This is a genomic window from Jujubicoccus corallicola, from assembly GCF_047345645.1.
Lineage (GTDB): Bacteria > Pseudomonadota > Alphaproteobacteria > Rhodobacterales > Rhodobacteraceae > JBLEFH01.
Window position 1 is genome coordinate 232,223 of sequence record NZ_JBLEFH010000004.1, and the last position, 22,563, is coordinate 254,785.

Genomic DNA, 22,563 nt, shown 5'->3' on the forward strand with positions numbered 1-22,563 from the left:
GATCCCCATAAAGCACCGTTACTTGCACACCAGTTGGCCGCGGATCGGCGTCTCACCCACATCGCTCATCCGCCGCAGCCCGAGCGAGCGCTTGCCCAGCTCACCGCAAAGGTCGCGCCCCGTATGGAACAGCTCGGAAATCTGCTGCTCATCGCCGACGATGTAATAGCCTTCCGCATTGCGGGTCACTTGCAGGTCGGACGGCTCGAAGGCGGCATCATACTGGCGCGGCAGAAAACTCTGCTGCGAACAGGCTCCGAGAAGAAATATAAGCGCCACTGCACTGCGCATAACCACCTTACTTTCTCCGTGCGGCCCGCCCTTGGCCCGCACTGTTCCTTAATTGGCAAAAGGTCGGGCTGCCACAATCGATGGCAACCCTCACGCTTATTTGCCCATGGCTTTCAGCACCGCCTCACCCAGCGTCGCCGGGCTGTCGGCGACCACGAAACCCGCCGACTGCATGGCTTCGATCTTGTCTTCCGCGCCGCCTTTGCCGCCCGCGACAATCGCGCCGGCATGACCCATGCGGCGGCCCGGAGGCGCCGTGCGGCCCGCGATAAAGCCCGCAATCGGCTTGCCGCGACCGGCTTTCACTTCATCGGCATAGAACTGCGCCGCGGTTTCCTCAGCATCGCCGCCGATCTCACCGATCATGATGATCGACTCGGTCTCGGGATCTTTCAGGAACATCTCCAGCACGTCGATATGCTCAAGACCCTTGATCGGATCGCCGCCAATACCAACGCAGGTGGACTGGCCGAGACCCACATCCGTGGTCTGCTTCACCGCCTCATAGGTCAGCGTGCCCGAGCGGGACACAACGCCAACCTTGCCGCGCTTGTGGATGTGGCCCGGCATAATGCCGATCTTGCACGCATCCGGTGTGATCACACCCGGACAGTTCGGCCCGACGAGGATCGAGTTCGAGCCTTGCAGCGCGCGCTTCACCTTCATCATATCGAGCACCGGAATGCCCTCGGTAATGCAGACGATCAGCTCCATTTCGGCATCAATCGCCTCAAGGATCGAGTCCGCGGCGAAGGGCGGCGGCACGTAAATCACCGACGCATTGGCTTCGGTCTCCGCCTTCGCCTCATGCACCGAGTTGAACACCGGCAGACCGAGATGCTCGATCCCGCCTTTGCCCGGCGTCACACCGCCCACCATCTTGGTGCCATATGCAATGGCTTGCTCCGTATGGAACGTCCCCTGCGAGCCCGTCAGACCCTGACAGATGACTTTCGTGTTTTCGTCTATGAGAATGGCCATTCTGGGCCTCCTACCAAAATATTGTATCGATTTGAGCCGCTATCAGAACAGCGACAGGAAGAACCGGCCCGACGATCATCATTGCGATCTGAGACGAGCGCGATTCAAACAACAGCCCGAGAGAACGAGCGAAACCAACGGACAGAGACCAAATGAAAATCATCCCGCCGAACTGCAGCAAAAGAGCGCTGTCCTTGCCACGTCCTTCACCAAGCGAACTTCCGTGAGCGATTAAGAGAAGCGCTGAAGCGATCAGTATCGCAATCAACACGCCGATCGCACGCGGCTTCTGAACTACGAAATTAACGTAGGCCAGCATCGCGACAGGAGCGAGAGGGATCAAAATCCAAGCCATATCAGAACGTTTGGCCTTTGCTGGTCTCCGTTGATCTCACCCCTTCACCGCCTTCACGATCTTCTCGGCGCCGTCTTTCAGGTCATCTGCGGCGATCACGTCGAGGCCGGAATTGTTGATGATTTCCTTGCCTTTTTCGACATTCGTCCCTTCGAGACGCACGACTAGCGGAACCTTAAGGCCCACCTCTTTCACGGCGGCCACGACGCCCTCTGCGATCACGTCGCAGCGCATGATGCCGCCGAAGATGTTGACGAGGATACCTTTGACGTTGTCATCGGAGGTGATGATTTTGAACGCTTCCGTCACCTTCTCCTTGGTCGCGCCGCCGCCCACGTCGAGGAAGTTTGCCGGCTCGGCACCGTAGAGTTTGATGATGTCCATCGTCGCCATGGCGAGGCCTGCGCCATTCACCATACAGCCGATTTCACCGTCGAGAGCGATGTAGTTGAGGTCGTATTTGCTGGCCTCAAGCTCTTTGGGGTCTTCCTCGGTGTCGTCGCGCAGCTCCATGATGTCCGGGTGGCGATACATGGCGTTTCCGTCAAAGCCCATTTTCGCGTCGAGGCATTTGAGATTGCCGTCCTCGGTCACGATCAGCGGGTTGATCTCCAGCATCTCGGCGTCTTTTTCGGTGAACAGTTTGTAAAGCGTGCCGATCAGCTTGCCGCATTGCTTGATCTGGTCGCCCTCAAGGCCGAGAGCAAAGGCCACGCGGCGGCCATGCCAGGGCTGGAGGCCCGACGCCGGATCAATGTTGAAGGACGTGATTTTCTCGGGGGTGGACGCCGCCACTTCCTCGATATCCATGCCGCCTTCGGTCGAGCAAACGATGGAAATACGCGAGGACTTCCGGTCCACCAGCATCGCCAGATAGAGCTCACGTGCAATGTCGGAGCCGTCTTCGATATAGATGCGGTTGACCTGCTTGCCCGCCTCGCCTGTCTGGTGCGTCACAAGCGTCGAGCCGAGCATTTGCTCTGCAAATTCCGCCGCTTCTTCCGGCGATTTCGCGAGACGGACGCCGCCCTTTTCACCGGCGCGCTCTTCCTTGAACGTGCCTTTACCGCGCCCACCGGCGTGGATCTGGGATTTCACCACATAAAGCGGGCCGGGAAGTTCGCGCGCTTTTTCCGCAGCTTCCGATGCGTCGAGTACAACGCGGCCATCAGAGACTGGCGCACCGTAATCGCGCAGCAATTTCTTGGCCTGATATTCGTGGATATTCATCCTGACGTCCTCTCATTATTGCCGTCGAAGCGCGCAGCAAGAGAGCCCGCCGCGCTGACTCGCCCGGCATTTAAACAGAGTGATCTCGTGATAACAAAGAAAAAACGGGGTAACCGTCATAAAAGCGACATTTGTGATCACAAGATTTTAGCCTGTGATCACAAATAAGGTTCTGTTATCGCTAAACTCCGCTTCCGCTGCGGAAGCCTGTAAGAAGCGCGGTCAGGTTGTCGCCGAGTTCGGGGCAGAGATAACCGCCCTCCTGAACGATGACCGTGTCGAGTCCCGCTTTGCCGATCCGCTCGCCAATCCGCGCAAATCCTTCCGTGGTGACGCCAAGCGCGGCGAAGGGATCGCCGATGAAGGCATCGAGACCAGCCGCGATCACAAGAAACTCCGTTCCGAACATCTCGATTTGCGCCATGGCCCGGTCGAGCGCGTCCAGAAACGCCGCATCGTCAGCCTTGCGCTGAAGCGGAAGATTGAGATTTGCCCCCTCCCCCGCGCCGCCGCCGCGCTCATGGCTATGCCCCCAGAAATACGGATAAAAATCGTCGGGATCGAGATGGATGGAGAGCGTCAAAACATCGCCGCGTTCCCAGAAAATCCCTTGCGTGCCGTTGCCGTGATGCACGTCGATATCGAGGATGGCGACCCGCGCGCCCGCCTCGCGCGCCCGCTGCGCCGCGATGGCGGAATTGGCGAGGAAACAAAACCCGCCACCCTGATCCGCAAAGGCGTGATGCCCCGGCGGACGGCAAAGCGCATAGGCCCCGCCCCCGTTTTCCAGCACATCATCCGCCGCCGCGATGGCCGATTGCGCCGACCAATAGGCCGCATTCCAGCTCTCCGGCCCGATGGGACAGGACGCGTCATACATATGCCAGCCAAGCTGACCAACCGCCCCTGCCGGATAGCTCGACACCGCCCGCTGTGGGTGCGTGTTCGGCACCGCTTGCGGGCTGGTGCCGGGGATCTCCCGCCAGCGCGTATAAATATTTTGAAGAAAGTAGAGATATTCCGCCTGATGAATGGCGGCGATCGGCGCGATCCCGGCATCCTCCGGTGAAATAATTTTTAATCCGGCCGCTTTCGCCCCCGCCTCCAGCGCTTCGATCCGCTTCGGATTCTCGCGACAGGGATGAAATGCGCCATAATTCAGCGCGTTGACAGGCTCATGCAAGCTTTGGCGTTGATCGAGATATCCGCGCATCGGGCCTCCAGACTCAGTTCAATACGGCGACCTGCGACAAGATTGCCAACCTGTTTCAAGCCGGAACTCCGGGAAAGACCTTGCCGCGAGATCACAATCTGTCCATGATACTGACGCGCGGGTAAAGCGCTAAAATGAGTTGGAGCTATGGCCCTGATTTGGTGGTGCCTGGGAATTTTGGCGTTCCTTTGGTTGGTAAGTCGTGTGATCGAACGGACGGCCCCGACGCTTCCTGTCCCGACAGAGAAGATCGTGGAGGTCGGCGGAACCCGTTTCAATATGCTGGAACGTGGAACCGGGCCGACCATCCTGCTTTTGGCCGGGATAACCGGCGACCATCGGTTCTTCGACTATGGGCTGATCGACAATCTCGCCGAAAATTATCATGTGGTCGCGCTGGATCGCCCCGGTTGGGGCCAGAGCATGACCGACAACAGCCGGATGCAGGGCAACGCGCTCCAGCAGCAATCGGCGCAGATCGCAGAACTCATCCGCGCGCAGGACTGGGGCCAACCGCTTATCGTCGGGCACTCGATGGGTGCGGTGATCGCACTCGATATTGCTATTAATCACAAAGAGTTACCACGCGCGCTGGCGCTCATCTCGCCGCTGACCGTCCCAAATGGCGAAATCCCGCCAAGCTTCCGCCCGCTGGTGATCGACTCGCCCATGCTGCGCCGGTTCTTGGCCGAATTTTTCCTCGTCCCGGCGCTCCGGCTACGGGAAACGAAATCGCTGGAAATGCTGTTTTCGCCGGACGAGGTACCGGATGAGCTCCGCAAGAAGGGTGGGGCGGTCGTTGGGATGTCGGCCAAATACGCCAATCAGGCGATGGTCGAGATGGCATCTTCGGTGGATGAGTTGAACCTGACGCAAGAGAAAGTTGCCGCCATCCGTTGCCCGATAGGGTTAATGTTCGGCAGCGAAGACGGCGTCCTCGACCGGGACCAGCAAGGCATCACGCTGGCCGAAAAGCAGCCCAATATCGACTTCCAGCTCATCTATGGGGCAGGGCATATGCTCCCGATTACTCGGATCAAGGAAGTTGCTGATTTTGTGCGCAAAATGGATACGCGCGCCCATGGCGGGCCGTTTTATCCCGGCAGTTCCGACGACACGATTCTGTCTTAATCGCCCTGTGATCACAAGCGCGGGTTGATCGCACGGGACGGACTGCCTAGACACGTGTTCAGGTTAATCGTGGAGACGATCATGAAAGTCGCAGTCACCGGGGGCGCGGGCTATATCGGCTCCCATACGATCCTTCAGCTTCTCAAGCATGGCCATGATGTGCTGTCGATCGACAATTACTGCAACAGCTCTCCCGAAAGTCTGAACCGGGTGCGGCAGCTTACGAACAGCGCCGCGCTTCAGGTGGTTGAAGGCGATGTGCGCGATACGGAGGCGCTGACGCAAACGCTGGTGGATTTCGCACCGGATGCTGTCATCCATTTCGCGGGTCTCAAGGCGGTCGGCGAGTCCGTCGAAAAGCCGGTTCTTTACTATGAAAACAACGCGCAAGGCACCGTGACGCTGCTCAACGCGATGGACGCGGCGGGTTGCAAACGCATCGTTTTTTCTTCCTCGGCAACGGTTTACGGCACGCCCCAATATCTGCCCTTTGACGAAGAGCACCCGACCGCGCCGGTCAACCCCTATGGCTGGTCGAAGCTGATGGCCGAGCAGATCATCACGGACTGGGCCAAGGCGCGCGCGGGCGCAAGCGCGGTGCTTCTGCGTTATTTCAACCCGGTCGGCGCGGATGAGTCGGGACGCATCGGCGAGGACCCGGCCGGCCCGCCCAACAATCTCATGCCTTACATCGCGCAGGTCGCAAGCGGGCGGCGGGAGCAGCTGGCTGTGTTTGGAGATGATTACGACACTCGCGACGGCACCGGCGAGCGCGACTATATACACGTCGTCGATCTCGCCGACGCGCATGTCGCCGCGATCAATTTTGCCGAGACGGAGACCGGCGCCGAGGTCTTCAATATCGGCACGGGGCAGGGGACCACGGTCATGGAATTGCTCCACGCGTTCGAGGCCGCGTCGGGCGTCAAAGTGCCCTACACCGTTGCGCCGCGCCGGGATGGCGACATCGCGTCCTCTATCGCGTCCGCCGAGAAAGCGGCAGAGAAGATGGGCTGGCGCGCGAAGCATGGAATCCCCGAAATCTGCGCGTCTCACTGGCACTGGCAGGCGAACAATCCGCAAGGCTATCCCGCTGAAAAGGAAAGCGAATGAGCGACATTATCCCTATTTCGCAGACCGTCTCTCTCGGTCCATTCGAGGTCGGGCGGCTCGGCTATGGCTGCTGGCGCTTCGCAGGCACGCCGGTCGAATCCGCGCGAGAGAAGATCGCCGCGGCGCAGGAATGGCCGGGCAAATTGCTCCTAGATACCGCGCCCATTTACGGCTTTGGCGAGACCGGGTTCGGCGAGGCAGAGGAGCGGCTTGGCGATCTGTTTGCAGCCGATAAGGGGCTTCGCGATGAGGTGGTTCTCGTCACCAAAGCCGGGATCGAGCCGCCCGCGCCCTACGATTCGCGCAAAGAGCGGCTGATCCAGAGCGCGGAGGCCTCGCTGCGCCGCCTCAAGACCGATGTGCTGGACGTGTTTCTCATCCATCGCCCCGATCTGCTGGTGTCCCATGAGGAGGTCGCAGAGGCGCTAACCACCCTTCGCGACGCCGGAAAAGTCCGCGAAGTTGGCGTGTCGAACTTCACCACCGCGCAAACCCGCGCGCTGGCCGCCAAGCTGCCCTTTCCAATGGCCGCAACGCAGCCGGAATTTTCCGCGCTCGCGACTGATGAGATGGAAAACGGCACATTGGATCTTGCGCAAGAGCTCAATCTGCGGCCCATGGCGTGGTCGCCGCTTGCGGGCGGAATGCTCGCCACGGGGCAGGGGGATCATCCCGCTCTCAGCCGTGTTTTGAAGGTGATTGACGATATTGCGGAGGAACTCGGCAGCCCGCGCGACGCAGTCGCCCTCGCCTTCGTGCTGGCCCATCCGTCTGAGCCGCTCGCGCTGGTCGGAAGCCAGACACCGGCGCGCATTGCCGCAAGCGCCGCAGCCCTTGAGACCGGGCTGACCCGCCGCCAGTGGTATCGAATCTATGAGGCCAAGCGCGGCGCACCCATGCCTTAGTCGCGGATGGAGCGCCCTTCCGCGACCGCCTCGTAAAGCGGCATCAGCACTTCGCGCGCGGTCGGATCCTTGGAAATCCGCGCGTAATTGTCGTGAAGCTTCGCGACCATCTGATCGAGAAACCGCCCATCTTCCCAAAGCTTGCGGACGATTTTCGTCATCTGCGGCACCGTCCGGATGGGCGTCTGCGCCGTCATCAATTCCTCAGGCAGCAGCTCGCCCTGCCCGCCGACATTCGTGCTGATCGGGATCGCGCCATGGGCAATCGCCTCGTAGCAGACCAACGCAAGCCCTTCATTTGCCGATGGTAGCAGCAGAATATCGCTCCCGCTGAGCAGCGCAGGCACGTCAGCGCCACCCGGATGGAATGTGATCACATCCGCGAGGCCCCACTTCGCCGAGAGCCGCTGAACCTCGTTCAAAAACGGCCCATCTCCGACAAAATTCACCTTCAGATCAAGCCCTTGTCGCCGCGCCCATTTATGGATTGACCGCAGCACCAGAACCGCCGTGATGGGGCGTTTCTGATAGAATAGCCGCCCGATAAAGGTCAGCGTCAGATGATCCTGCCCCGGCGTAAGGTTCGGCTCCGGCGGGGTCTGCGTCGCGCCATCAAGCATCCGCCCAAGCTTGACCCGGTCCACCACGCCAAAACGCATCATATACATCGTTGCCAGGTCGTTGCTGATGACGTGATGCAGGTCGATATAATTGGTCCAGGTGCCCGACGCGCGCGGGAAACCGCCATTGCGATATTCGATGATATGGGTCGAGTCGATCACCTCGACATGCGGCGCGGTCGCGCGGAGATGCGCGAGATTTCCGTAGAGCGGGCCACAATGATGAATATGGACCAGCCGGATATTCTCTTCGGCCACGAAATGCTCCAGCCATGTGCCCCAGTCATGATGAGGAAGCCAAATATCGGCGCGGAGAAAAGTCACGTCGGGATGATCGGGCAAACGATCGGCGCGGCGGTGAAGGGCTGTCCGCTCTGCGACGACGAAAACCCGCAAACCCGCCTCAAGCGCCCATTCCACGCAATCGAAGCCCAGCTTCTCCGCACCGCCCATTTCAAGAAAATGCATTCCGATAAGAATGGCCGGGCGCTTACCCGTCGCCGCCTCCGGTGCTGTGCGGTCGATGGTGTCGCAATAGGGCAGGCTGTGCCAAAGCTGCCGATGATCACGCCAACTTGCATATTGATCATAGCCATCCCGAAGCGTCTCATAGGCAAGAGGCGAAATACGATAGAGCGGCGCCAATTTTCGTGTGACCTGCCACGGCGCATCTTCCGGGCTCTCATGTGTTTTCGTCGGCGCTGCGCTCACGGTGATCCGCAACGTAATCGCCGGCGCGTCCGGGTTCATATCCCCTGCTGAGACGAAACCGACATAACCCGGTGACACATCTTCCCAAGCAAAACGTGCGCGACCTTCCCGCACATTTGTACCAAGCCAATGCACGTTTGTGGTTTCGCGAACGATAATGTCGATCCGGTGACCGGGCCGCATGACCTTCCACGTGTCCGCCGCATCCCTGATCACCTTCGCAGCGTGTGGCGCAAACTGCCCCCCGAAATCGCCCGCGAAAGGAAGCGCAACGGGCTGCTCAAGGGAGGACTGGGACATGTGATTTTCTCCTGAATCTCTAAGACTCGTTGGTCACGGGCACGTCGCGCGGCCGTTAAAATATCGGTAATCTTTACTCGCTGCTGGATATCGCATGAATAAAATACTTTCAAACCCAATTCCAGCGGTTCAGGTTGACAGGCCGCATGGTAAAAAGCATGTGTGTGTAAATTCTGCAGAATAAATTGAGGAAGCAAGAATGGCTGGAACCGTCGCCGCAGTGATTGTGACATTCAATCGCTCGGAAAAACTGTCCAAAGTGCTCGATACCGTGATTGCGCAACAGGGCGGTCCAGACATTATCTATGTGATCGACAACGCCTCAACGGACGACACGCGTGAGATTGTCGAAAGCAAGGATGATCCGCGTGTGAAATATCAGCGGTTGCCGCAAAATGTCGGAGGCGCCGGCGGCTTTCACGAGGGCATGAAACTAGCTCACAAAGCGGGTGCGGATTATCAGTGGATTATGGATGACGACGCTTATCCGGAACCTGATGCGCTTGATAAACTGGTTTCCGCCATCGAAACCTTCGAGGAAAAGTTCGTCTGGAAGCCATCCTTCGCGTGCTCCCGCGTGAACTGGATTGACGGCTCCCTTTGTGAAATGAACACACCCTCGACGGTATGGGACTGGCCGCGGTTCTACAGCCCGGAAACGCCGTGGTTTCTCGTGGGAAGTTGCTCATTCGTCTCCGTCCTCGTTCCGCGCCGCTCGATCGACCAGCACGGCCTGCCGATCCGCGACTATTTCATCTGGTATGACGATGCGGAATTTACACAGCGCGTCGCGAAAACCTATCCGGGCATCTTCGTCCAGGAGAGTGTCGTGACGCATGACACCCCCGAGAATAAAGGCGTCAACTACGCGCTTATCAACGACAAAAACATCTGGAAATTTCGCTACGGCGTGCGAAACGAGACGCATTATCGCCGTCGCGAGCAAGGCGCGTACGGCGTCGCCGTCATGCTCCGTCGCATCCTGACCGAGATGAGCCAAGGCAAGGTCCCTTGGAAACTGCGTTGGCAGATTATCAAAGGCTGGGCGCGCGGACTCGTTTACAAACCTCAGATCGTCAAGCTCTGACGCCTTCGACTCAAAGCGCCACTACCCCGGAAACCGCGGTCCCTTGCGCCCGAGCCGTCTTGCGTTGCGGCCGGCCACTTTCCGCAGCGGTTTGATCCCCGCTTTCAGCACCTCGTCGCTCCGCTTGCCGGAGACGGCGGCGCTCCACATCGCCATGCCGGATTCGGCGAAGGCGGCGGGCTTTTCCATCACCATGCGCGTTTCTTCATTGCGGCTCTGCCCCCAGAGGCCCGCCATGCCCATCACGCGCATCGAGACGACCGCGCTGGCCTCGGCGCTGAGCAGACTCAGCTCATAGCCCAGCCACCAAAGTTCGACCGGATTCGGATAATCATTGCGTTTCATAGAGCCCCCATTCCACTCGAAACCGATTTGGCGCCTCTTTGCGGAAAAGTCACCATGATTCTTGTCGAACCAAACGCCGCAGCCACAATCACAAAACCGTCAGCAAAAACTTGCCTATGCATTTAAATGTTTATTTTCATATTGTTACATGGATTTTTTATAATTTGACGACGATATTTACAATTCTAAGGAAAAATCTATTATGAACTCGACCGTTTGGTGAGGGTCAACAAACCCGCAGCTTTCGTGGCTTGGGTGAGGGTCAAATCAACGACGCGACTTCGCGTCGTGTCGTTGGTCTGGAGCGTATCGAGTTCGCCGCATGTTGCGGCATCGAGTTGATTAATGAGGGGGCAATACTCTGCCTAAACGGCGACGTGACCTTTGGTGGCGAAGCCAGAGTAACGAGTAAAGGGAAAGCGCCCGGTTTTATTGCCGGGCGCTTTTTCTGTTTCCGGAAACCGGCGGCGTTAATAGGCGTGCAGCGCGTCCTCGGCCATATCCCGCAACCCCGCTTCATTGCGCACCCGATAGGCGCCCCGGCGGGTCTCGATAAAGCCCTCCTGACGGTATTCGCCCATGATCTTGTTGACCGATTCCCGCGTCGCGCTGGTGTACTCCGCCAGACCGCTTTGCGAGATCCGCACCCAGCCCTCGCGATCCTCGGTTTGCTCGGAGAGCTGGATCAAACGAGTTGCGAGGCGCGCGCGCAGGTTGAGCATGGTGTGCCCCGCCATGGACTGGTGCATCTCCCGCAGGCGCGCGCAGAGGCGCTGGATCATCGCTGTGGCCAAGAGACCGTCCTGCTCCAGCGCCGCGATCACCGCGCGGCGGGAGAGGACCATCAGCTCGCATTCCGTGGTGCAAATCGCCGTCGCCGTGCGCCGCCCGCCATCAAGCACCGCAATCTCGCCAATCAGTCCGCCCGGTGGAACGAAATTCGCGATCATCCGCTGACCGTTCGGCGAGAGATAGGAAATCTCGACCTGCCCGGAAATCAGCAAAAACACGTATTCCGCGCGCTCTTCCATGCGAAACAGCACGTGGTGAGCCGCGTAACGGCGCGGCGTTTGACCCGCGAAGAGGTTGATGACCAGCGGATCATCGGTCAGCGCGGTCAGATGTTCTTTCGACACAACCATCCCATAGTTTGCCATAAAATCGCCCCCTAAAGAAGTTTCGAGCGCTGATCGTCGACCTGCCAGGCGTCGGCGAAGAGGCGGGATTTGAGATAGAGCAGGGCGCGGCGGCCCGGCATGAAGAAATAGCCGCCGCCCCGCGTGGTCACAAAGGGTTTGAAGCCGTTCAGCACCATGCCGCCCTGCCGCGTCGGGATCACATACTGGTTCTCGGCGCTGTTGTTGGCAACGAGCGGGTCATGCTCGTTTTTCACGCCGTGGAAGCCGGAATTGTTCATCCAAGTCTGTTGGATGAACTCGAATTGCCGCTCCAGATCGGCGTTGAGGCACATGAACATGAGACCTTCCTCCTCGCCGCGCTGATAGTTGCGGCCGACGCGCAGGATGCGGTGGCGGTTCGAGAGGCCAACTTGCGCGTCGCGGTCCACCCCCAGCGAGTCGCGCGGGTTGGCGCGGCGGATATGTGCTCCGAGCGGGCAGCGGAGACCCTGCGGGTCCTCGTTGCCGAAACGGAAGTCGTTGTCGCGCTCATCGCCCGGCTTGTAGGGGTGGCGCAGGAGCGAGCTGCCATTCTGCCAGCGCCCGACGATCTTGGCGGCCACCCAATCCTGCGTGATATCGCGCCGCGCATGTTTGGCGTTGAGCCGCGCCGCCTGCGTCTTGCAATAGCCGTGGAAGGCGTCGGCGTGCTGCCAAAGCTCGCGGATCACGAGGTAAGCGCCGTTGCGGCCGAAATCCGAGAGATAGCCGAACTCTTCGCCGGGATATTGCGGGAGGATCATCTGCGGGTCCGAGTTGCGCAGCACGGCGGGCGAGGGCGAGGTGATGCCGCGATCATCGGGATAGCCGCACAGCACTTCGCCCGCGCTGATGACATGATCGGGATGCGGATTGCGGAAGCTGCGCGGCGTCCCGCGGATTACGGGCTGCGAAATTCCATCCGCGAATCCAAAGGGTTCGACATGAGGCTTGGTCTTGCTCAAGTTCATGAACACATCCGAGACGCGGGTGCAGCCATGACGCTCGGCGGTCTCCAACACCTCGTCGTAAAGCGCGTCGCGCTCGGCCTCTTCGGCGGCGTAGATCATGACCACCAGATCCACATCGCCCTCCTGCCCCCAATGCCACGCATCCGGCGCGCTGCCGTCGCGGTCGCCCAGAATCCGCTGGCGGGTGGCGCTCGCCATGCCTTCGCGGAAGGCGTGGGAGAAGCCGTAGCCGTGATCGCCCTCCGGGTTGTTGCCGAGGTTCATCTTGAGCAAGCCGCGCCATGAGAACGCCAGTTGCAGGATCGGCGCTTCGGCGAGCCGGTCGCCGAAATGGGTGCGGCTGACGAGAAATTCGAGGAGACGCGGATCGTTCTTCTCGGGCAGGGTCAGCGCGAGCAGGCGGCCCAGGTGCAGCTTGCCCATCGGGCCGAAGAGAAGTCCCTGAATATCCTCGATTTCCAGACTCTCTTCGGGCTTGGCGAGCGAGCCGAACTGGCAGAGCCAATAAGAGGCGTCCTGCGCGTTGTCGGCCTTTGCAAATCCGTCGCGGATCGCTGCGTTTTTGCGAATATCGGAGGTCGTCAGGTCCGGATAGGCCGAATACCACATCCGCGTCGGGATCTGCTGGCGGCGGGCCCAGCGTTTGAACCGCGTCCCGCTCGTTGCGCCGTCTTGGAACAGATTGCGGGCGCGCGGAAAGCCGATGGTATTCGACCAAACGCCCGTGAGGCCCGCGCTGGCCTTGGTGATAAAATCCTCCAGATAGCTCTCCCAACTGCCTCCGTAATTGGAGAAAAACAGCAGTTGATCGGTCTTTGGTAGGACGACCCAGCGGGCGAAATGGATGGTCGGGATGCCGCTCAAGGTGCCCGGCGGCGAGCGGAAGGTCGCGACGACGCCGATCACGAAAAACACCGCCCGCAGCAGAACGCGGCGCAGGCGGCTTGGCTTGAGGATCGAGACCGCCGCGAGATGGTTCTGCGCGCCGAAATCCTCCAGCGCTGTCACTGCCTGCATTTTCGACATGCTGGCAAAGCTGGCATCCTCGGGATCGCTCCGCTCCCGGCGCCTCAGGAAGAACAGCACGGCCGCGATGATGGTCGCGAGAATGAGCGCCGTGCCCACGAGAAACATCGTCATCGACGCGCCGACCCGCAGCCAGCTCGCGAGATGCAGCGACATAAGCTGCTCGCGCGTGACCGGGTCGAACAGCGGCAGGTTGATGCGGATACCGATATAGGCGAGGGCGAGCAGGACAAGGATCGTCACCGGGTGCCGGAAGATACCTGCAAAGCCGCGGATCGGTGCCGCGAGCGCGTTTTCGACGGGGCGGAAGGCCCAGCCGAAGGTGGTTTCCTTCTTCATTTCCTTGCGCACATGGTCGAGCAGCGGTAGCGGGCCGGCGTCCTGAATCTCGCCCGGTGCCTCGGTCACATGGTGGCGCAGACGCTCCTCAAGCGCCGCCTCCGCCTTGATGCGCCCGACCGAATGGCCCGGCGTTCCGCAAAAGGTCAGCCCAAGCGCGCCGCCGGGGGCGGGCGAGACGTTGAGGGCATGTTTGTTCAGCGCCGTCTCCATCTCGCCATCTGCGATCTTCTGGATCGTCGCGCGGAGCGGTTCCGGTGCGGCGCGGGCGAAACTCGCGATCACATCGCGCTGCACCCCGTCACCGGACATCTCGATCACAAGATGCGCGGGTGTGTCATAGGGAATCTGGCCGTCCCGCGTGAGCGTGGCCGAGACGAAATGGACTTCGCCGAGATCATCAAAGACCTTCCGAAAATCGGCGCGCATCGGGTTGCCAATGAGATCAAGGGCTTCACGCACGGCAGCCTCATCGTCGCGCGGGACGGGCAGGGCGACGGTGACGAGACTTTGCCCGCTCTCGCCATACACCTCCTCGCGCAAATCGAAGGTGACTGGCATATGGGCAGGGTAGGGGCCATCGCGCCGCATCCGGCCCGCGCATCCCGGCACCCGCCGCAGATTGGTTCGGCTGAACAGCGCCTTGAAAATCGCTACGGTCGTCGCGCGGGCAATCGGCGCGCCGATGCACCAATGGAGGCCATGGCCGAACACCATGCTGTTGGACGGGGTGCGATCAGGGTCAAACATCATGGGCGCGGTGACGTTCTCGGGATCAAACATCGCACCCAATGTGGAGGCAAAGACGACGGTACCTTCCTTGATCGTCGCCTCCCGAGAGGTGCCCGCGGCGATCACGTAATCCCGCAGGGCGATCCGGTGCGGACCAAGGCGGATCGGATCGAAGCGCAGCGCCTCCAAGAGCGCGCCCTCCAGCCGTTCGTCATCCTCGTCGCGAACCGCCGCCACCACAATCCGCCGCATCTCATCATGTCGGAGCAGCGTCTCCAGCACATTCCCGTCGGCGAGGATATTCGTCGGACCATAGCCGACAATCATCCCGATCATCATCGCGTGGATCTCGGCGCGGGTGATCTCGCCCGCCGCCTCCATCTCCATCAGCCGCGCCAGAACGGTTGCGCGCGGGTCGAACCCCTCGGTCAGCCGCAGCGTGCCATGGCGGATCGCATCGACAGAGCGGTCGATCACGTCCTTGATGCGCTCCGCCCCGGTCAAACCCTGCTGATAAAATTCGTCCTTGCCGCGAAAATCGGCGAAGAGCACCGCACTTCCGGCGATGCTCCAATCCGCGAAGCGCTGCTCATCGGCGATCTCAAGCCCAAAGACATCGCGCATCACCCGTTGGGGCACGCGCCGGATCAGGTCCTCCACCACATCGAAACCCGGCATGGCCCGCTGAACAATCTCGTCAGCGTAAAGCCCTGCGGAACGCGCGACCTCGGCGCGCAATTTCGATGGCTCGAAGGCGGACATGATGCGTGATTTCTGCTTCCGATATGCCTCACCACCCTGCATACCGAGAATGAAGGGCTCGCCGCCCGTCAGAAACATCATATCCGCGCCATAAGGCTCCGCAAATACGTCGCTGCGTTCCAGCACGTCGCGGACATCCTGAGCCTTGGACACTATCGCCAGCCCTCCGATTTGGAGAACCGGTTTGATCCGGCGCAATCCCCCAGCGAGGGTTCGCTTTTGTACACGGGGCACCCAGTAAAACAACGGAGCCAGCGGCGAGAATACGCCACGGCCCCGTAGGTGCGTTAAGTGAAACGGCGGGGCCTCGGTCCTGGACGACACCCGATGTCCAAGCTCTTCCCCCCGACCAGAATATTTCGTCGATAGAAGCTCACCGAACATTCCCTCACAGCTCCTCTGCACATACGCAGATTTAGCCGGGAATCGGAGGGGCGAACTGTGAACTACTTCACAGTTTATTCAAGTTCTTAATAATTTCTTCAGCCCATTGCGGGTCGCCGAAGGGCACATGGCGGATTCGCTCGAAGGAAAAGTCTGAATCGAGGCGATAAAGTTCGTCGAGATCTTCGCGCGCGGCCTGCATCGCCATGTCGCCACGCTCCCAAGCCACCGTCGCCGCGATCCGCAGAATGCGCGCATACCAGTAGCCCGGCGCCAGCATGAGCGAGCGGCTGGAGGCGAGAATCGTCCCCTGATGGTCGCCGGAGAAGTAATGCGCCGCAGCCAATTCTCCATAGTTATGGAAGGCATACGGATCAGCCGGACTCAGCACCGAAAACCGGGTCAGCGGCTCCTGCGCGCCCACCGGATCGCCGGAGAGCAGCAGCGCGCTGCCCATACCCGAATGGGCGAAGGCAAAGGAAGGGTTGAGACGCAGCGCTTCGGAAAAATAGCCGCGCGCCCGCTCTGGCCGCCGCGCCATCACCTCAACGGCACCGAGATAGGCGTGGCCGCGCGCATCCAGCGAATCCATAAGCATCGCGCGGCTGCAGAGCTCCTTCACTTTGGAGATGTAATGCCCCGCATCCGCCCCGCCATGGCCGAGCCAGGCTTGCCAGAAATACCACCACGCCAAGGCAAAGAGCGCATCCGGCTGGTTCGGATCTCGCGCCAACGCCTGCTCATAGCAGTCCCGCGCCTTGCCGTTGTCATCCTGACTGCGCCGCGCCAGATGCCAGTTGCCCCGGTGGACGAGTTGCCATGTCTCCAGATCGTCGATCTGCCCCGTGATCGCCTGACTTTGCTCATGAACGCCCAACTCACCCGTGAGCCGCGCCGCGATTTCCGCGCCGATGCGATCATGGACGGTGATGAGTTGCGACGGGTCGATCCGGATATCGTCCTGCCAGATCACCCGCGCGTTCGGCGCATCTTCCAGCGTCACCGAGATTCGCAGATCATCGCCGATCCGCTCCAGACTGCCGCTGACCAGATAGCGCGTGCCAAGCGCGCTGGCGATATTGGGCGAGGTCAGCTCGCGAATGTCATATTGAAAGCTCGACTGGCGCGAAATCACCCCCAGCCAGCGATGACGCGAGAGCGAGGCGATCAGATCATCCGCCAGCGCCTCATTTATGTAGTCCGGGTCTTCGCCCGCATGAGTGTTCCGGAACCGCAAGACCGCCACCGTCGGGCCTCGCTCCACCTTCGCACTCTTTTGAAATTGCATATCAATCTTCAGCGCCCCCTCTCCATATCCAAAGAGGCGCGTCTCCCCTGGTAAATTCTTAAGGGGAACGCGGCCGCGATCAATGAAAGACATGTCGAATTTATCGCTGACCTGAAGCCAAACCGCTTCGGAGAGGGCAATCCCGCCCGGCTGCGCCTGCGCTGCGATGCGCGCCGCAATGTTCACCGCATCGCCATAAAGCGCCTCGCCCTCCGCGATAACCAGCCCGGCATTGAGACCGGCACGAAAACACATCGGATCCAGCGCGGTTTCCGCGGTATTCGCATCCGCCACGGCCTCCTGAAGCGTCACCGCACACCGCATCGCATCCACGCTATTGGCAAATTCAATCATGAAACTGTCGCCCGCAAAGCCAAAGACGCGCCCGCCTGCCTTTTCGCACAGCGCTATCGCCAGCGCCGTCCGCGCCTTGAAGCGGGCCAGCGCTGCGTCTTCATCCTGGTGCATATGCCGGGTATAGCCAGCGACATCGAGAGACACGATCGTGGCCATACGGCGGCGAAACTGCGGTGTTCCAGTCCCGTTCAACATTGAGGTGAGCCCCCACAGCATCCTCTCGCTAATGTGAACGAGTTTAGCGGATTTCGTGAAGAAACATAGTGCTCTAGGTAAAATTAACGAACTTTTAACCAAATGCGTTCGGATAAACTATAACCCGTCTCTAACGGAAGCGTGGGTTGACCGCTGGCGGGTCAGCTTCTTTAAAGGCTTCACTTTCTGATTGGCCCGGAGGCCCCGATGCGCATTCTCGTAACTATTCTCACTCTTTGCTTAACGGCCTCCCTAGGCCATGCGCGGCAGATCTACGTGTCGAGCGGCGCGCAGGGTGGAAATGGTAGCGCGAGTGCGCCCTTTGGTTCGGTTGGCGATGCTATCGCTCAGGCGCAAGGCGGTGATGAGATCCTGCTCGCCCCGGGGCGGTATGGAAAGATCTTCATGCGGAAGAAGAGTTTTAGCACTCCCCTAGTGATCCGTTCTGCGGAAGGGAAAACTGCGATCATCAAGGGAATCGATCTGCGAAGAAGCGATGGCTTGACCTTTCGCAACCTCACCGTAGAGGCGCTCGGCGCTGGCGAAGTTGCCGAGAAAAATCACAATGCGGTCCACTCAGATCTGGCTTCTGACCGTATCCGGTTCGAGAATCTCGATATGCGTATCTCTCCGGATGCCGCGAATTACCGCCAGTGGACGAAGCAGGATTGGTCCAACCGCCAGATTCGCGGTGTCTTGATGCGTTCACCGAACAGCGCTGTGACAGGCACCAAAGTTCTTGGGTTCAGCTACGGCATCACAGCCGAAGGTGCAAACAGCCTCGTCGAAGGAAACGATATTGAGGGATTCTCCGGTGATGGCATTCGTTTGATTGGAAGCAATGGGGTCGCCCGGAGCAACTATGTCCACAACTGCGTCAAAGTCAGCGGCAATCACGACGATGGTCTGCAGAGCTGGACCCCCAAGAGAGGCAAAAATAAAGGACTCCTCACAAATCTGACTATTGAGGGAAACACCTTTTTCGAATGGGACAATAGCCCAGAAAGCGCGCTTAAATGTACGCTCCAAGGAATTGGGATGTTTGATGGCATTTTCGAGAATGTCACTATTCGCAACAACGTCATTTCAGTCTCCAGCTATCATGGGATCGCACTTTATGGCGGTCGGAACGCACAAATTTACAATAACACCGTCACCAATCCTGAAAACGCCCCACTCAACCGCCCCTGGATCCGTGTGAACCCACATAAAGATGGGCGCCTGTCAGAGAATGTTCGCGTCTACAACAATATCGCGCATCGCTTTATCCAAGAGGGTAATGTCCCAGGCGGCCGCTTCGAAAACAATGCCGAAATCACCTCGCCGCAGCGCCTGTTCCGCGACCCCGCTGGCCGTGACTATCGCTTGCGTGACAATGCCAGCGGCATCAAGGAATCGACGCGAAGCTATCAGGGCAATGTCACGCCGCTCAGCCAACGCGGGGCCTTCGCCAACTGATCGTTAAAATTCCACTTTAACTCCCCGAACCAACGCAGCATGGTGGCGTTCACGAAAGGACGCCCCCATGTTCAACGCGCTTATCTCCGGGTTTTCGCTCGGCTTTTCCCTGATCCTTGCCATCGGCGCGCAGAACGCTTTTGTGCTGCGGCAGGGACTGCGGCGCGAGCATGTTTTTTGGGTTGTCCTGACCTGCGCACTGTCCGATGCGATCCTGATTGCGGCGGGCGTTGGCGGGTTTGGCGCGCTGATGGACCGGATGCCCTGGCTGGAGCCGGTCATGCGCTATGGCGGCGCGGCGTTTCTCATCGTTTACGGCTTTCGCGCGGCCCGTTCGGCCCTCGCCGGATCCGAAGCCCTGAACCCCGCCGACACGCCGCCGCAGCCGCTCATGAAGGCGCTGCTGACCTGCCTCGCGCTCACATGGCTCAACCCGCATGTCTATCTCGACACGGTGGTCCTGCTCGGCTCGCTCGCTGCGCCCTTTGGCGAGGACCGGATCTGGTTCGCTATCGGTGCGATGACCGCGTCTTTCGTCTTCTTTTTCAGCTTGGGTTACGGCGCACGCCTGCTCGCACCGCTCTTCGCGCGCCGCCGCGCATGGCAAGTGCTCGACGCTTGTGTTGCACTTGTCATGTGGGCGATCGCGCTGAAATTGCTCTTGCCGGTTATTCTGTAAGCGGCTCGACGATCTCGACTTCGAGAGGTGCCATTTGCGGGCCGACCCATTGGCGGGATTTCCAGACAAAGCCCGTCGCCGGGTCCGCCCAATGGGTGTTCTCGAAGGACAGACGTTCGCCAAGACAGGTTTCCTTGATCTCAACGACGTTATGAATGCGCTCGATGATCTCGATCTGCCCGGCCTGACCCGTCTGCTGGAAGCTGCAAACGAAGTCGTAGATGTCGCCATCGACGCCCGCGCCGCTGATCGAATACTGACGGCCAATGCGGTCCGGCCAGCTGGAGAGTGGGCGCGCGGTGTCGAGCGGATCGCCTGCCGTGCTGTCTGCCCAGATCAGATCGTAACCGAGATTGCGCGTGCCCGTCACACGGCTGCCCTGCATCGTCACTTGCTGAAGCGATGGCGCGGAATACGTCACGTAATTCTCATGTGCGGCCTGCGCGAAAAGCACCGTCGTCGGCGACCCGAACCCGATCCGAACAGCCGCCACATCGGCTTCCGTGATCTGCGCGCGGGTCAGTTGCCCGCCGCCGGAGGACTCCGTTCCCACCGGAACGCCAGCCATCTCAGCCGCACGTTCCAGAACCGAGTCAGGCAGCGATTCCGCGATTTGCGCACAGCCCGCGAGCCCCGCAATCGCGGCGAAAGTCAAAGCCGGTTTCATCATTGCCAGAAGCTCCCCCAGTTATCTTCGAGATGGCCCTCGTCATACTCTTTGACCATCGGGTAAAGGCGCTTGTTCTGCTGCAGCTTGGCGCCGCCGTCCCTTGCAAGCTGACGGATCGAGGCGCTTGTGTCGAACTTGGTCTCCCGCGGCACGGTCCAGCCGAACGGGATCGACAGGATGATACCTTTGTCGAAGCTGCCCTCGCCGAAGTCTTCCGACGACACATCGGTCTTGGTCACCCAAGCCCCAACTTCCCAGCCATTGGCGTAAACGCGGCTAACCGACAGGGTCGCGCCGAAATCTTCCGCGAGATAGCGGCCGACATCGAGCTGGACTTCAAAATCATTCCAGCCGGTGTCCCAATAGACGGAGACGAACCCGGTTGCGATGCCATCGGTTGGGAAGATGTCGGCGTCGCCATCGACATTGCCGCCCCAATAATCTTCGACGCCTTCGGGATCGAGAAGCGAGAACTGGTTTTCGTAATCGCGGGCGCGCACATAGAAAGCTTCCGCGCCGATACCGATCCGGCTTTGCGCGGGCTTCCAAAGCACCTCGCCGCCGACGCCCGCAAAGGCACGCTCGAAATAGCCGCCAGAAATCCGGCCATAGACCGACGGTGCCAGCTTGAACACATAATCGGCGGTCAGGTTGGTCAGGATTGGCGTGTCGATATCATAATAGGCGCGGCTGTCGGAACGCACATGCTTGAGCGGGCTGTCCGAAATATCCGGCTCGGACGTGTTGCTCTCGATGATCTGCTGCGTGACCTTACCGCTCACCGAAAGGCCCGGTGCCAACTTGTATTCACCGCGGGCGATCAGGTTGAGGCCGAGGTTGAACGGCTCATCCGTATCGAACACGTTCAGCGGGATTTCGGGGCGAATAGACCAGTCGAAATCCGGGGTCGTGTCGCGCCGCCACACATCATCGCCGGTCAAGCGGGTGGCGTCCGTGATCTGCGTGGTCTGCCAGCTTGCAGCACCCGCGCGCGGACGGTCGATCTGGCTCTCGAAATCGGAGCGCGCGATGTTGACCGTGGAGACCGGGATCTCATCATCGTCCGACAGCAGCGTCACGCGGAAATTCTCAACCGAGGCGGGCAGCGAGCGGGCCATGATCCGGGCGACCCGGCCAACCGCTTTCGGCGTGCGGACGATCCGCGCATTGACGATCTCGACCTCGGCAGTCGTGCCGGTCACGCGGGCGGCGCGCAGACGAATGCCCTGCGGCGAAAGCGCCTCGTTCCAGATCTCCACCAGCTCCGGCGTCACCTGCGGGTTGGCGGCCCAAGCCGTCGAGTAATCCGCACCAGCGGCACGGGCCTGAACCGGCAGCGGCCCATGCTCCATATCCTGCGGCGCGGGCGCTTTTTTCGGGTTACCCTTGAAGCTCAGCGCAAAGCCGACTTCGGAGCCATACATGTAGTAAAGCCCTGCCTTGAACATCGGCGACGGCGCATATTCGATGCCGTAGTTCCAGTCGGATTCGCGCTCGAAACCGTCATAACGCTGCTCGCCCTCATAAGAATCCGGCGAATACTCGACCTTGGCGGTCACATGCTCAATCGGGGTGCGCCATTCGATCCCGCCGAAAAAGGCCGCTTTCTCGCCGCGGAACCAGTTTTCTGCGTTCAGCTCACCGCCTTCGCTGTCCTCGTCATAGCCGGGGCGGTCATACATCTTGTCCGCAATCTTGCCGAAGGGGTTATCGAACCCGCCTTCGCCCGCAAAGGAGCCCCAGCCGATCCCGCCGGTCACGCGAATATCCGGCGTAATCGCTTTCGACGCCGCGATATATTCGCCCGATTTCAGGCCGGTCCCGATGAAGTCGCGCAGGCCGAGAGCAACAGAGGGACGCCAGCGCCCTTCCTCCAGAAGCAGAATTTTTAGATCGAAACTACGGTCGGAGTAATCGTCCAACTCGCCGTCGCGGAACCAATATTCATCGATGGTCGAATAGCGCAGCGTCGCCTCAATCCGCGGCAGCGCCTGGAAGGTGAGCGCGCGGCGGGTCGTGTTTCCGAATTGCGAATAGGTGAAGCTGGTTTCCCAATCGGGCTGCATATCCGCCGACGGCATGTCGATCAAACCAGTGCCGCCATAAAGGTTATAGCTCGGCCTCAAAACCGGGCTTGCCGGGTCGGTGATCGACTGCGTGAATCCGGGGACGGCAACCGCCCCGCTCACAAGAAAACTACAGAGAAGAAGACGGGAACGCGTGCGCATGGGGTCTCCGGAAAACAGCGTGATTTTCTAGGACG

At 60.1% G+C, this 22,563-nt stretch carries 18 protein-coding genes; 6 read left to right on the forward strand and 12 right to left on the reverse strand.

Translation table 11 applies throughout. The annotated features are described in order from the left end of the window. Window positions 1–18: 18 nt before the first annotated feature. From ACMA5I_RS08870 to ACMA5I_RS08890, 5 genes are all read right to left on the reverse strand, one after another. Window positions 19–279, reverse strand: a complete 261-nt coding sequence (locus ACMA5I_RS08870) for a hypothetical protein (RefSeq protein WP_525885900.1) — start codon at window positions 277–279, stop codon at window positions 19–21. A 108-nt stretch (window positions 280–387) separates the two neighbouring features. Further along, entirely contained in the window at window positions 388–1,272 is an 885-nt protein-coding gene (sucD, locus tag ACMA5I_RS08875) for a succinate--CoA ligase subunit alpha (protein WP_525885901.1), read from the reverse strand. Between the two features lie 10 nt (window positions 1,273–1,282). Next, a complete protein-coding gene (locus ACMA5I_RS08880) occupies window positions 1,283–1,591 on the reverse strand; it encodes a hypothetical protein (RefSeq protein WP_525885902.1) in 309 nt (102 codons plus the stop codon). A 72-nt stretch (window positions 1,592–1,663) separates the two neighbouring features. Further along, a complete protein-coding gene (gene sucC, locus ACMA5I_RS08885) occupies window positions 1,664–2,857 on the reverse strand; it encodes an ADP-forming succinate--CoA ligase subunit beta (RefSeq protein ID WP_525885903.1) in 1,194 nt (397 codons plus the stop codon). Between the two features lie 181 nt (window positions 2,858–3,038). After that, window positions 3,039–4,070 (reverse strand): histone deacetylase family protein, encoded by a 1,032-nt coding sequence (locus tag ACMA5I_RS08890; RefSeq protein WP_525885904.1) that lies wholly within the window; start codon window positions 4,068–4,070, stop codon window positions 3,039–3,041. A gap of 204 nt (window positions 4,071–4,274) precedes the next feature. Here ACMA5I_RS08890 and ACMA5I_RS08895 point away from each other — a divergent pair, with 204 nt between their 5' ends. From ACMA5I_RS08895 to ACMA5I_RS08905, 3 genes are all read left to right on the forward strand, one after another. After that, window positions 4,275–5,201 carry an alpha/beta fold hydrolase gene (locus tag ACMA5I_RS08895; RefSeq protein WP_525885905.1) on the forward strand — a complete coding sequence of 309 codons (927 nt, stop codon included), beginning with the start codon at window positions 4,275–4,277 and terminating at the stop codon, window positions 5,199–5,201. Window positions 5,202–5,282: 81 nt separating this feature from the next. Continuing rightward, window positions 5,283–6,314: a UDP-glucose 4-epimerase GalE gene (galE, locus tag ACMA5I_RS08900; RefSeq protein ID WP_525885906.1), complete on the forward strand. Its 1,032-nt coding sequence runs from the start codon at window positions 5,283–5,285 to the stop codon at window positions 6,312–6,314. Then, the gene (locus tag ACMA5I_RS08905; RefSeq protein WP_525885907.1) at window positions 6,311–7,219 is read left to right on the forward strand and encodes an aldo/keto reductase; all 909 of its coding nucleotides are present in this window, start codon (window positions 6,311–6,313) and stop codon (window positions 7,217–7,219) included. The genes galE and ACMA5I_RS08905 overlap by 4 nt, the downstream gene beginning before the upstream one ends. Here ACMA5I_RS08905 and ACMA5I_RS08910 read toward each other — a convergent pair. Further along, on the reverse strand, window positions 7,216–8,850 hold the full coding sequence (locus ACMA5I_RS08910) for a glycosyltransferase (RefSeq protein WP_525885908.1): 1,635 nt from the start codon (window positions 8,848–8,850) through the stop codon (window positions 7,216–7,218). The genes ACMA5I_RS08905 and ACMA5I_RS08910 overlap by 4 nt on opposite strands. 199 nt (window positions 8,851–9,049) lie before the next feature. Between ACMA5I_RS08910 and ACMA5I_RS08915 the strand changes: the two genes are divergently transcribed. After that, a complete protein-coding gene (locus ACMA5I_RS08915; protein WP_525885909.1) occupies window positions 9,050–9,937 on the forward strand; it encodes a glycosyltransferase family 2 protein in 888 nt (295 codons plus the stop codon). Between the two features lie 21 nt (window positions 9,938–9,958). Here the strand turns inward: ACMA5I_RS08915 and ACMA5I_RS08920 are convergent, their stop codons facing one another. From ACMA5I_RS08920 to ACMA5I_RS08935, 4 genes are all read right to left on the reverse strand, one after another. Then, complete coding sequence (locus ACMA5I_RS08920) at window positions 9,959–10,282, reverse strand: antifreeze protein (RefSeq protein WP_525885910.1); 324 nt, start codon at window positions 10,280–10,282, stop codon at window positions 9,959–9,961. 470 nt (window positions 10,283–10,752) lie between these two features. Beyond that, complete coding sequence (locus ACMA5I_RS08925; protein ID WP_525885911.1) at window positions 10,753–11,439, reverse strand: Crp/Fnr family transcriptional regulator; 687 nt, start codon at window positions 11,437–11,439, stop codon at window positions 10,753–10,755. An 11-nt stretch (window positions 11,440–11,450) separates the two neighbouring features. Continuing rightward, window positions 11,451–15,422 carry a cytochrome P450 gene (locus tag ACMA5I_RS08930; RefSeq protein ID WP_525885912.1) on the reverse strand — a complete coding sequence of 1,324 codons (3,972 nt, stop codon included), beginning with the start codon at window positions 15,420–15,422 and terminating at the stop codon, window positions 11,451–11,453. Between the two features lie 298 nt (window positions 15,423–15,720). After that, on the reverse strand, window positions 15,721–17,454 hold the full coding sequence (locus ACMA5I_RS08935; RefSeq protein WP_525885913.1) for an adenylate/guanylate cyclase domain-containing protein: 1,734 nt from the start codon (window positions 17,452–17,454) through the stop codon (window positions 15,721–15,723). Between the two features lie 246 nt (window positions 17,455–17,700). Between ACMA5I_RS08935 and ACMA5I_RS08940 the strand changes: the two genes are divergently transcribed. Both ACMA5I_RS08940 and lysE read left to right on the forward strand, forming a co-directional pair. Next, window positions 17,701–18,951, forward strand: coding sequence for a right-handed parallel beta-helix repeat-containing protein (locus tag ACMA5I_RS08940; RefSeq protein ID WP_525885914.1), 1,251 nt, complete (start codon window positions 17,701–17,703; stop codon window positions 18,949–18,951). A gap of 67 nt (window positions 18,952–19,018) precedes the next feature. After that, entirely contained in the window at window positions 19,019–19,630 is a 612-nt protein-coding gene (gene lysE / locus ACMA5I_RS08945; RefSeq protein WP_525885915.1) for an L-lysine exporter, read from the forward strand. Here the strand turns inward: lysE and ACMA5I_RS08950 are convergent. Continuing rightward, the gene (locus tag ACMA5I_RS08950) at window positions 19,620–20,300 is read right to left on the reverse strand and encodes a YjbF family lipoprotein (RefSeq protein WP_525885916.1); all 681 of its coding nucleotides are present in this window, start codon (window positions 20,298–20,300) and stop codon (window positions 19,620–19,622) included. The genes lysE and ACMA5I_RS08950 overlap by 11 nt on opposite strands. Then, the gene (locus ACMA5I_RS08955) at window positions 20,297–22,528 is read right to left on the reverse strand and encodes a YjbH domain-containing protein (RefSeq protein WP_525885917.1); all 2,232 of its coding nucleotides are present in this window, start codon (window positions 22,526–22,528) and stop codon (window positions 20,297–20,299) included. The genes ACMA5I_RS08950 and ACMA5I_RS08955 overlap by 4 nt, the downstream gene beginning before the upstream one ends. Between the last annotated feature and the right edge of the window lie 35 nt (window positions 22,529–22,563).